6 protein-coding genes, 1 tRNA gene and 1 pseudogene are annotated in these 10738 nt (G+C 46.5%); 6 read left to right on the top strand and 2 right to left on the bottom strand.

Annotation, left to right across the window (positions count from 1 at the left end; genetic code table 11):
- Window positions 1-22: 22 nt before the first annotated feature.
- Together smc and QUB33_RS00185 are read right to left on the bottom strand one after the other, a co-directional pair.
- Window positions 23-3913, bottom strand: a complete 3891-nt coding sequence (gene smc / locus QUB33_RS00180; protein WP_333345702.1) for a chromosome segregation protein SMC — start codon at window positions 3911-3913, stop codon at window positions 23-25.
- Between the two features lie 130 nt (window positions 3914-4043).
- Entirely contained in the window at window positions 4044-5258 is a 1215-nt protein-coding gene (locus tag QUB33_RS00185) for a transposase (protein WP_333345705.1), read from the bottom strand.
- 364 nt (window positions 5259-5622) lie between these two features.
- Between QUB33_RS00185 and murA the strand changes: the two genes are divergently transcribed.
- From murA to QUB33_RS00215, 6 genes and pseudogenes are all read left to right on the top strand, one after another.
- A complete protein-coding gene (gene murA, locus QUB33_RS00190; protein ID WP_333345708.1) occupies window positions 5623-7044 on the top strand; it encodes a UDP-N-acetylglucosamine 1-carboxyvinyltransferase in 1422 nt (473 codons plus the stop codon).
- A 94-nt stretch (window positions 7045-7138) separates the two neighbouring features.
- Window positions 7139-8008 (top strand): M48 family metallopeptidase, encoded by an 870-nt coding sequence (locus tag QUB33_RS00195; protein WP_333345711.1) that lies wholly within the window; start codon window positions 7139-7141, stop codon window positions 8006-8008.
- Window positions 7987-8068, top strand: a tRNA-Leu gene (locus QUB33_RS00200). The genes QUB33_RS00195 and QUB33_RS00200 overlap by 22 nt, the downstream gene beginning before the upstream one ends.
- Window positions 8069-8273: 205 nt before the next feature.
- Window positions 8274-8492, top strand: a complete 219-nt coding sequence (locus tag QUB33_RS00205) for a hypothetical protein (protein ID WP_333345714.1) — start codon at window positions 8274-8276, stop codon at window positions 8490-8492.
- Window positions 8493-8877: 385 nt separating this feature from the next.
- The gene (locus QUB33_RS00210) at window positions 8878-9030 is read left to right on the top strand and encodes a hypothetical protein (RefSeq protein ID WP_333345717.1); all 153 of its coding nucleotides are present in this window, start codon (window positions 8878-8880) and stop codon (window positions 9028-9030) included.
- Window positions 9023-10738, top strand: a pseudogene (locus QUB33_RS00215) (hypothetical protein); the annotation flags it as partial. The gene QUB33_RS00210 and the pseudogene QUB33_RS00215, both read left to right, overlap by 8 nt.

A 10738-nucleotide genomic window follows, 5' to 3' on the forward strand; every position in this document is an offset into this window, starting at 1 on the left:
AGCGTTAACATAAACTCCGGGACTACAACTTCAGTCCTATGACTTGAGTATAAGCTCCCCGCGCTTGAGTAACGCCAATTGTACGCTCAGCCGATTGAATCATAGGTCGCCGCAAACTCACAACAATAAACTGGGCTTGTTCAGACTGTCGTTTTATCATTCTAGCCAATCGCTCCACATTTGCCCCATCCAGAAACATATCCACTTCATCAAAAGCGTAAAACGTAGACGGGCGGTAGCGTTGCAGCGCAAAAATAAAACTCAGCGCCGTCAGCGACTTTTCGCCTCCAGACATGGAAGCCAGCCGCTGTACGGGTTTGCCCTTCGGGTGAGCCACCAAATTCAAGCCACTGCTGAAGGGGTCTTCCTGGTCATCTAGCTGGAGATAGCCATCGCCTTCGGAAAGTTCCGCAAAGATAGTCTGGAAGTTCTCGTTAACCGCGTCGAAAGCTTCTTTAAAAGCGCGCCGCCTGAGTGTGGTAAAATTTTCGATTCTCAACAGCAGTTCAGTGCGTTCTCCTTCCAATGTCGTCAATTTTTGACTTAATTCTTGAAGGCGTTCTTGAGTGCGGTTGTACTCTTCCAAGGCTAGCATATTGACAGGTTCTAAAGCTTGAATGCGTTTGGCGATCGCCTTTACTTCCTGTTGCAATTCCGTCAAATTGGCTTTCTCGACATTTTCAGGAATCGACGGCACGGGGTCGGGCATTTCCGCCCGCTGCGCTTCCAATAGAGTGCGGACTGCGGCTAATTGTTCCCGGCGTTCTTGCTGGGTTTCGTGGAGTTTTTGCAACTGCCATTGTAACTGCTGTTTGGCTAAATGCTGCTCTCGCAATTGAGATTCCGCCCGATCGCGCTCTCCCTTCTGCACGCCCAATTTTTCCTCAATTTCCCCCAAAGCTGCCTTAGCTTCCGCAATTTGCCGATCGAGTTCTAACTGCTGCGAAACAATGCGATCGAGTGCATCCGCACCCGCATTTTGCTGCACTTGCCATTCCTGCAATTTATCGCTACCTTCCTTAATTTTGTCTTCCAAACGCCCGAATTGATTTTCCAAGTCTACAAGGCGCTGCTGGACGTTTCTCAGAGCCAATTCTCGCTCTTGTAGTTGCGCTTCCAGAGCACGCAAACTCGATTGCATTTGCTGCCATTCGCTGTGACTGTTCGACTCTTCCAACTGCGCCAAAGTTTGCCGGTACTGCTGCAATTGAGTTTCCTGTGCGGGCAATTCTCGTTCCAGCAACTGCAATCTCGATCGCGAATTAGTTAATTCCTGTGTATTTTTCGCAATTTGCGATCGCACTTGTTCCTGTTGCGCTTGCAAATTCTTAATTTCTGAATCCAACTGTTCCAATCTCAACTGATTTTCGCGCAAATTTTGTTTTGCTTCCATCAATTCTTGGCTGCGAGTTTTGACTGCAACAGCAGCGCGATCAATCGCAACTTTGCACCTTTCCAAAATCCGCTCAATTTCCTCAAGACGTTCTTGTAGAGATGCGATCGTCCTGGCTTCACTAGCAGCCTCACTAGCCTCAACCGTGCCAAAATGTAAGGTAGATCTATTAGTAGAACTTCCCCCAGTCATCGCCCCGCTAGTTTCCAAAATTTCCCCGTCCAAAGTGACAATCCGGTACTGTCCCAAATAGCGGCGGGCGTCGCTGAGGTTGCTAAACACAACCGTACTGCCAAAAACGTAAGCAAAAATTTCCTGATACCGCGAATCGCAATCTATCAAATTAACAGCAGCATCCACAAACCCAGCCGCGCGTCGCAAATTTTCATTTACCGAATACCTGCCGCCCCTAATCTTATTCAAAGGCAAAAACGTCATCCTTCCCGCCCGTTTTTGTTTCAACAATTCGATCGCCGCAGCAGCCACGCTGTCATCTTCCACCACCATATTTCCCATGCGCCCGCCCGCCGCAATTTCCAGCGCTAACTGATAGCGCGGTTCCACCCTGCCCAGTTGAGCCACCAAGCCGCAAACTCCGCCAATTCCGCTTTGCGCGACAATTTTTGCCGTAAACGTTCCCGTCGCTTCTTGCAGTGCTTGAAACTGCACTTCTAGTTTGTCTAATTTGCGCTGTCTTTCCCGCTGTTCTTCCAACAAACGAGTTTGAGTTTCCTGTTGCAGTTGCAATTCTTGTTCGGCTTCGACTAAAATCTGATTCAGCGATTCTACTTGCAAAGATGCAACGCCTTTGGTTTCCCCAAGGCGAGATTGCTGCTCTTTTTTCGCTGCAATTTCCTGTTCCAATACTTGCAGCGATTGGTTTTGTTCTTGAATTTGACTTTGCAGGCGATCGGCTCTTTCGCCAATGGTAGCTTGTTCTGTACGCTGCGGTTCCAAAGTTTGTTGAATTGTTTCGATTTGGCGGTGCAGTTCCGTTTGCTGCTGCACCCAAACTTCGGCAGTCGAGGCGATCGCATTGGCAACTTCCCGACTTTCATCTAAACTTTGCTGGGCTGCATCCCGCTGTTCCTGAAAACTCCCCTGCTGAGACTTAACATAAGATATTTCAATCTCAATTTGCTCCAAACTTTGCTTAAATTGCCGAACTTCTTCCTCGGTTTGTGCTATACTAGCCGCCATTTGCCCAGCAGTTTTTTCCAAATCCTGTTTGCGGTTTTGCAGTTGCCGCCGTTCCGCTTCCTGAGTGGCAATCGTCGCTTGCAAAGCCAACAATTCTGACTCTCCCAAAGCTTTAACGCGGGCATTCAGCGCGTCAAGTTCGGCGGTTGCTTCTTGAATTTGGGTGCTAATTGCTTGCAGTTGTTCGGTGAGAGATGCAGAAGTGCGATCGCCCGTTTCGATTTGTTCTCGCAGTTTCCATTCTTGCTGCTGCAATTGCCGGAATTTCAGCACAATTTCCCACTGCGACTTTTCTTGAAATTCCGCCCGCAATTTTTGATATTTTTCCGCTTTTGTGCGATCGGAAGCAAGTCTATCGCGCTGAGAAATCAGCTCTTTTTCCACAATACTGCTGCGTTCTTCCACCTCCTTAACTTCATCCAACTTCTGCCTAGCTAAGGAGATTTTGCGATCGAACTGAGCCACCCCAGCCAATTCGTCAATGATTTCTCTGCGTTCCTTAGAATTCATCGAAATAATGCTCGTCACGTCTCCTTGCAGGACGACGTTATAGCCTTCGGGATAAATTCGCAAGCGGTTGAGTTGTTCGTGAAGTTGAGTCAGCGTGCAAGGTTGACCGTTAATGTAATAAGTTGAAGTGTAAGTACCTTGGCGAGTTACCCGAAGTTTGCGCGTCACACTCCACTCATCCGATTTTGGATTTTGGATTTTGGATTTTGGATTGGTAGCGAGTAGTTGTCCGTTGTTGTCTTGAGTTGCTGCGATTTCAATCTCTTCTACGTCTTCAACAGATAACTCATCCGATTTTGGATTTTGGATTTTGGATTTTCGATTGACAGGAGATGATTTCCCGTTATTGTCTTGAGTTTCGGCAGTTTCTATCCCTTCGGCTTCTTCAACAGATAGAGGCGATTCTTGATTGACAGAAGATGATTGTCCGTTGTTGTCTTGAGTTTGGGCAGTTTCTATCCCTTCGACTTCTTCTGCTGCAACAGATAACTCATCTGCTGCATTTTCATCCTCATCTTCATCCTGGGCGAACCATTCCTCCCCCACATCTTCCAGCGCAAAAGTCGCAGTCACGCTAGCTTCGATCGTACCGCGTTTGTTTTGGGCGCTGTTGACCAAATCCGGCAAACGTTCAGCCCGCATTCCCTTAGAACTCGAAAGTCCGAGACAAAACAACAAAGCGTCGAGGATGTTGGACTTCCCAGAACCGTTGGGCCCGGAAACCACAGTAAAACCGGGCAGCACGGGAATGGCCGTCGTGCCGCCAAAAGATTTAAAGTTAGTCAGTTCGATCCGTTTAATGTGAACCATATGCTAGGAGTAGCTTTGGCTCTAGGTTGTTGTCACAGGGTAGCACAGGCAATGGGGCGATCGACAATGTGTTAACTTTCTGGCATTGTCGATCGAACCGATATCTTACACCTTTTTGACATACCCCAGCCTAAAGGCATGGGGATTCTTTCTTCGCAGGGATTCCGACGAATTTACCCTCAGAAAGCATCTTGACCGTATGCCCTACGGCTGCAAGTCCTCTAATTAGAACTACTTGAGCTGCTGCAACATCTCTATCTGTCGTATAGGCACAATTTGAGCATGAATGAGTACGTTCTGAGAGCTGCTTCTTACCAGTTTCTGTTAGACAGTTGGGACAAGTTTGGCTTGTTTTATTGGCGTTTACCTTCTGAAAGTACACGCCATATTTCAGACAAGTCTGCTCTAGAATCCTGAAGAATTGTCCCCAAGATGCGTCTAGGCAATGTTTCCCTAACATTCCCCTAGAGAGCATGATTAGATTCAGATCCTCAACGAAAATCATCCCCACATCTTTACTGATTTGATGAGATAATTTACGATGCCACTCTTTTCGACAGTTAGTAACGTACTCATGCAATAAAGCGACTTTCTTCTGAGCTTTACGCCAATTGTTCGAGCCTATTTTTTTTCTACTTACACTTTTTTGCAGCAATTTAAGCTTGCGTTCTGCATCTATGAAAAACTTTTGGCGTTTGACTAAAAGACCGTTAGAAGTTGCTATGAAATTAGTTAATCCAATATCGATACCGATACCTTCACCGTGAGGCATTAGATCGGGCACTGAAACGTCCCATTGTAGGGTTAACATCACGTACCAACCGCTAACCCTACGAACTACCCTTGCTTGCTTAATCGTTGCGCCATCAGGAATAGGACGTGATTGGTGAAACTTGACTAAACCAATTTTAGGGAGCTTGACCGCTTGATTCTGAACCAGCTCAACCCCCAATTGTGGGAACACAAACGAGCGCATATTCCCGGCTTTTTTGAAGCGGGGAAAACCATGTTTTTGCTCCCACATACTCACGAAAGCTTTTTCAAGTCTTTTTAATGTCTGCTGTAGGACGTGTACGGCAACGGCAGACAAAGCAGGTATATTTGCTCTAGCTGTAGTTAAGCTTTTGCATTGGCTCGCATAAGTGGGTCGCTTCGTTTCGGCCCCAATGATAAATTCAGACCGGATAGAGCAAGCGTTAATTTGACAACTACGAGACTGAAACCAATGCTTACGCTCTGCCAATGCGTAATTATAAACGCGACGGCATTGTTCTAGCCAATTTTCAAATATTTCTATTTGTCTTGTCGTTGGCTTGAGTTTAAATTCGTAGGTTAAATGAAACATTTGCTCTATCCTCATACCTAATTATACCAGAGCTGTGAGCAAACGTCCAGATGCTTTTTCAAGAAATACAATTAAAGCCGTCCGCTGAAGAAGGGGCTTGTACCCAAATTTTCGGTCAACAACCGAGTCCGCTTTTACTTAAAAAGATCGTTGACAAAGTTACAACATCTGCGCTCTGAGCGAGCGCTACAAATTAACGTAAATTTTGATACAGATAACTCTCGGAGACTCGATCGACATTATTTGTGCGAGTAAACCTGAAAACCTTGCGGCGTATGAGTAGTAGCAAATATAATTCCGGGAATTCCTAATGTTACCCCTAGACATATAAAAACTTTCCGGTAAAATCGAACCAAAATTAATAATGTATAAAGTAACGAAGCGCATTATGGAGGGCAAACCCATTACACCAGCTCAGAACTCATCTAACCTGCCAGCTTCCCCTGAAAGCGACGAACAACAAGTATTACAAATTTGGGGTCGCGAACCCCTTAAAGGACACGTCAAAATCAGCGGCGCCAAAAACTCGGCCTTAGTAGTCATGGCAGGAGCCCTGCTATGCCCAGAGGATTGCCGTCTCCGCAACGTTCCTGGTCTAGTCGATGTCGCCCGCATGGGGCAAATTCTCTCGGCTGTAGGAGTCAAATTACAGCAAAACGGGGACGTTTTAGACATCAACGCCAGCCACCTCATAGACGCTCAAGCCCCCTACGAATTAGTCAGCCAACTGCGGGCGAGCTTCTTCATCATCGGGCCGCTGGTAGCGCGTTTGGGATTTGCCAAAGTGCCCTTGCCGGGTGGGTGCGCCATCGGTGCCCGACCCGTTGAACTCCACGTTCGGGGTCTGCAAGCGCTCGGGGCCGAAGTCCACATCGACCACGGCACTGTTCACGCTTACGTCAAAGGGCCAAACCGCCGCCTGAAAGGAGCCAAAATTTATTTGGACTACCCCAGCGTCGGCGCAACTGAAACTTTGATGATGGCGGCGACTCTGGCTGAAGGAGAAACCGTGATTGAAAATGCGGCTCAAGAGCCGGAAGTTGCAGATTTGGCGAATTTCTGCCGCGCTATGGGAGCAAAAATTCAAGGGGCTGGCACGAATACGATCGTCATTTCGGGAGTTCCCAAGCTGCACGCGGTAGACTATTCAATTATTCCCGATCGCATTGAAGCCGGAACATTTTTAGTAGCCGGAGCTATCACTCACTCGGAAATCAGTTTGTCGCCGGTAATTCCTGACCACCTGACCGCAGTCATTGCCAAATTGCAGACAATTGGGGCGAAAATTATTGCAGAATCCCCCGACATTTTGCGGATAGTTCCCGGCCAAACTCACTCGGCCACAGACATCGAAACTCTGCCTTATCCCGGTTTCCCCACAGATATGCAAGCTCAGTTTATGGCTTTGCTGACGCTGAGCGAAGGCGACAGCTTGATCAAAGAAACCGTGTTTGAGAATCGCTTGCGCCACGTAGCAGAGCTCAACCGCATGGGCGCCGACATTCGCCTTAAAGGCAATGTCGCGATTGTGCGGGGAGTGTCGCGGCTGTCGGGCGCGCCTGTAGTGGCAACAGATTTGCGGGCTTCGGCGGCGTTAGTGCTAGCGGGACTTGCAGCCGATGGTGTCACCACCATCAGCAGCTTGCAGCATTTAGACCGCGGCTACGAGCAGTTAGAGGTGAAACTGCAAAAATTGGGAGCTAAGTTGCGACGGGTCAAAGAGGGTACAGACCCGGCGACTGCTGAGGCTCCTGTCAATCCCGTGCGATCGGGTTTAAACTGTTAATTAGTCAGTTAACCGTTGACTGTTGACTGTTGACGGTTAACTGTTGACGGTTGACCGTTGACTGTTAACTGTTGACTAATGAATAATCACTACAATGTCGAACATACCGCTCATCGGTTTAAAAGCAGACCAGTTTCGCCACCCGCTAGACTTGGAAGCCACCAGCGCTCTTAAACAACTGCCCGGCCTGGATTTGATCGTGCGGCAGTTGCTGGGACAACTTGGCGAACAGTTTTTCATGCTGGAAAATCTGGCTTCCAGCGTCCAAGTCGGCGAAAATCAATTGCCCCACCTGCATCAATTGCTGGTCGATGCGTGCAAAACTCTGGATTTGGAGGTGCCACAGCTTTATGTCCGCCAGCATCCGATGCCGAATGCTTACACCTTTGCGATGCGGGGAAAACAGCCTTTTGTGGTGATGCACACTTCTCTGATTGATTTGCTCACAGATGAGGAAGTTAAGGCCGTAATCGCTCACGAGTTGGGGCATTTGAAGTGCGAGCATGGAGTTTACCTGACTCTGGCTAATTTAATTGTGTTGGCGGCCGGTCAAATTTCGCCTGTGGGAACCGTGCTGGCGCAGGGTTTGCAGGCGCAAATGTTGGAATGGTTGCGGTGTGCCGAATTTACGTGCGATCGCGCCGCCTTGCTCGCCACCCAAGACCCAAGAGTGGTAGCATCGGTGCTGATGAAGCTGGCCGGAGGTTCGCCGACTTTAGCTCCCAAACTGAATGTCGATGCGTTTTTGGCGCAGGCCCGGGCCTACGACGACCTCAGCAGCACTCAACTCGGAGATATGCTCAAACAAGCTCAGACGGCTCAGTTGTCCCATCCTGTACCAGTATTGCGTGCCAGAGAGATCGATCGCTGGGCAAGTTCAAAAGATTATGAATCTTTGCTTGCAGGAAATCGATCGGTGTGTTATGATGGTGAAACGAAAAAGGGCGGGTGGCGAAATTGGTAGACGCATCAGACTCAAAATCTGACACCGAAAGGTATGAGAGTTCGATTCTCTCCCCGCCCACTGCTAAAAAAGCTAGTGATGTATTAATAAAGAACTGTGTGCTAGGTAGCCCAGTAGCTCCAAGTGCATATCTCATCACTTGATATCCCCCTTGCTGGTGGCTGTGGTTGGTAGCCGAGTATTTTCCGAACTTCAGTTGAAATAACTCATGACCAACCGCACTATTACTTTCATCTGCTTTTTTCTGTAATAAAAACAGAAAGAGATGAGTAATGAGGCAAGCAATGTACCTTCTTTGGATTTAGCTATCGTTCCAGGCACAGTTTATATCCAAGATTGTGTCTGGAATCAGTTAAGTAAACTGTATACTCTTGATTTAGCCACAGGTAAAGCAACATTCATCGGTGAGATGATTACACAAGTGTATGATATTGCCTTTGTTGATTCACAACTCTATGGCAGGGAGCGAGTACGAACTCGATAAAATGCTCGTTGCTGCTGACTTCGCACCACTGAAAGATGAGAAAGATGTATCCGCTCAATAATTCGGGGCGGAGTACCCACTCAGGAACGATTTTGCGTCATTTGAGGTGCATCGTTGAGCGATTTACCCCGGATTATTGAGCGGATACAGAGAGATGTTACGCTTTATTACTAAAAAAAAAATTATCTACCCTTCTAGATAGACTAATAGTCATCCCCGGAGCGGTCAAAGTTGCGACCAATTCTAGCAGATGCTGAGTTTATCAGCATTAAGGGAAATACCGTCATCAGCAACCTCGATTATGATTTCTTAACTGTTTGGCAAAACAAGTCTAATAGCAGATATCACATTAAGTGATTACCAAAAACTGAATGTAGACGAGTTTTTGGCGCAGGCGCGAGCCTACGACGATCTCAGCACCACTCAACTCGGAGATATGCTCAAACAAGCTCAGACGGCTCAGTTGTCGCATCCTGTACCAGTATTGCTGGCCAGAGAGAGCGATCGCTGGGCAAGTTCAAAAGATAAAGATGAGTAATCAAGCAAGCAATATACCTTCTGTGGATTTAGCTATCGTTCCAGGCACAGTTTATATCCAGGATTGTGTCTCAAATCAGTTAAGTAAACTGTATACTCTTGATTTAGCCACAGGTAAAGCAACATTCATCGGTGAGATCATTACAGAAGTGTATGATATTGCCTTTGTTGATTCACAACTCTATGGCATTGAGCAAGAAGGCGGCACAACGCAGCTCGTAAAAATTGACATCAAAACGGGCGATACGATTGTCATTGGGGATACGGGCTTTGCTACAGCAGGCTTGGCTTATAATGCCCAACGTCAAACCCTTTATGCCAGCACAGCTAAACAACTGATTGCCCTTGATATCAAAACAGGAAAAGGTACACCAGTAGCTACCGTAGCTAATAAAGACTACAACTGTGGCGAAGTTGCCTTTGATAGCCATGGCATAGCATATATCACATTAATTGGCTACCAAAAAAAGAAATTACTTGCTAGATGCAATCTCGATACTAGCGAAGTTAAAACTATTGGTGATACTGGATTTCCTGGTATTGGCAGTATGGAATTTGTTGGTAATGTCCTTTATGGCGTTACCGGCAGATTTTTTAACTTGGGAAAAGACGGTCAATTAATCCGCATTAATACCAAGACAGGTAAAGGCACATTAGTGGCTCAAACCAAGCCTAGCGGTCGTTGGGCAGGAATTGCGGTTTATCAACCAGCAGCAGAAGTGAGCGAAATCATCACTTCAAAAGTTAACACTGAAACTACACAAGCTCCACAAACAACAACTACAAAGGGTGAGGAAACTATGAAACTGTTAACGATTGATACCAAAGAAAACTGTTACGTTATCAATACCGCTCAGATGAATAGCTTGCAACAAAATGTTGCTAAGTCTCTGACATTAGACAAAGGAACTTTTGATATCCAAATTACCAGTGGTAGCTACAGTTATAGTGCCGACAATACCGTCGGTGAGCCTTTTGTATTTCTCTGGATTTATGGACTTGATGGCAGTACCTTTATCAACACAAAGACAGGTGTTGAGACAGGTGGAACTTGGGCAACTTTAAACGGCTATAACGACAAATTGCAGTTAGATATCAAAGAAAAAGCTGTAGTCTGTGCTTTATTCTTTGATACCTATAGTGCTGATAATCAAGGAGAAGTCACTGTTTCCATCACGGGCAATCAACAGTTTAATCCCCAAACTTTAACCGTTGATAGCAAGAGAAACTGCTATTCCCTTGATGGCAATTATCTCTCAACTCTTAAAAAAGCAAATGCTAATTCTATCGAGTTAGCTGCTGGGAACTATCGCGTCAAGATTCGGGAAAGCAATGCCACTTATGGAGCAGAAGCAAAAAATTTCCAATTAGAACCTTGGGCGTTACTGTTGATTGAAGGGGGAAAATTTATCTCCAAGTTGACAGAAATTGAACTTAGCGAAAGTTGGTGTTCCTTAAATGGCTTCAAAGATGAAGTTATTTTTGAAGTCAAACAAAAAACAACCCTCTCCGGCTTCTTTTTTGATACATACATAGAAGATAACGAAGGGCAAGTTGTTTTAGAAATCAATAACATCAGTGATGTAGAATTAGACCAAGAAAAGGCCAAACAAAAACCTGGTACGGGCAGCAGCGGAAGCACTGTTAGTGTAGTGGGTGGTGGTAGCACAAGTAGCTCGGGTGGTACAAGTAGCTCGGGTGGTACAAGT

This window comes from Microcoleus sp. B3-A4, assembly GCF_036705385.1.
Taxonomy (GTDB): Bacteria; Cyanobacteriota; Cyanobacteriia; order Cyanobacteriales; family Microcoleaceae; genus Microcoleus.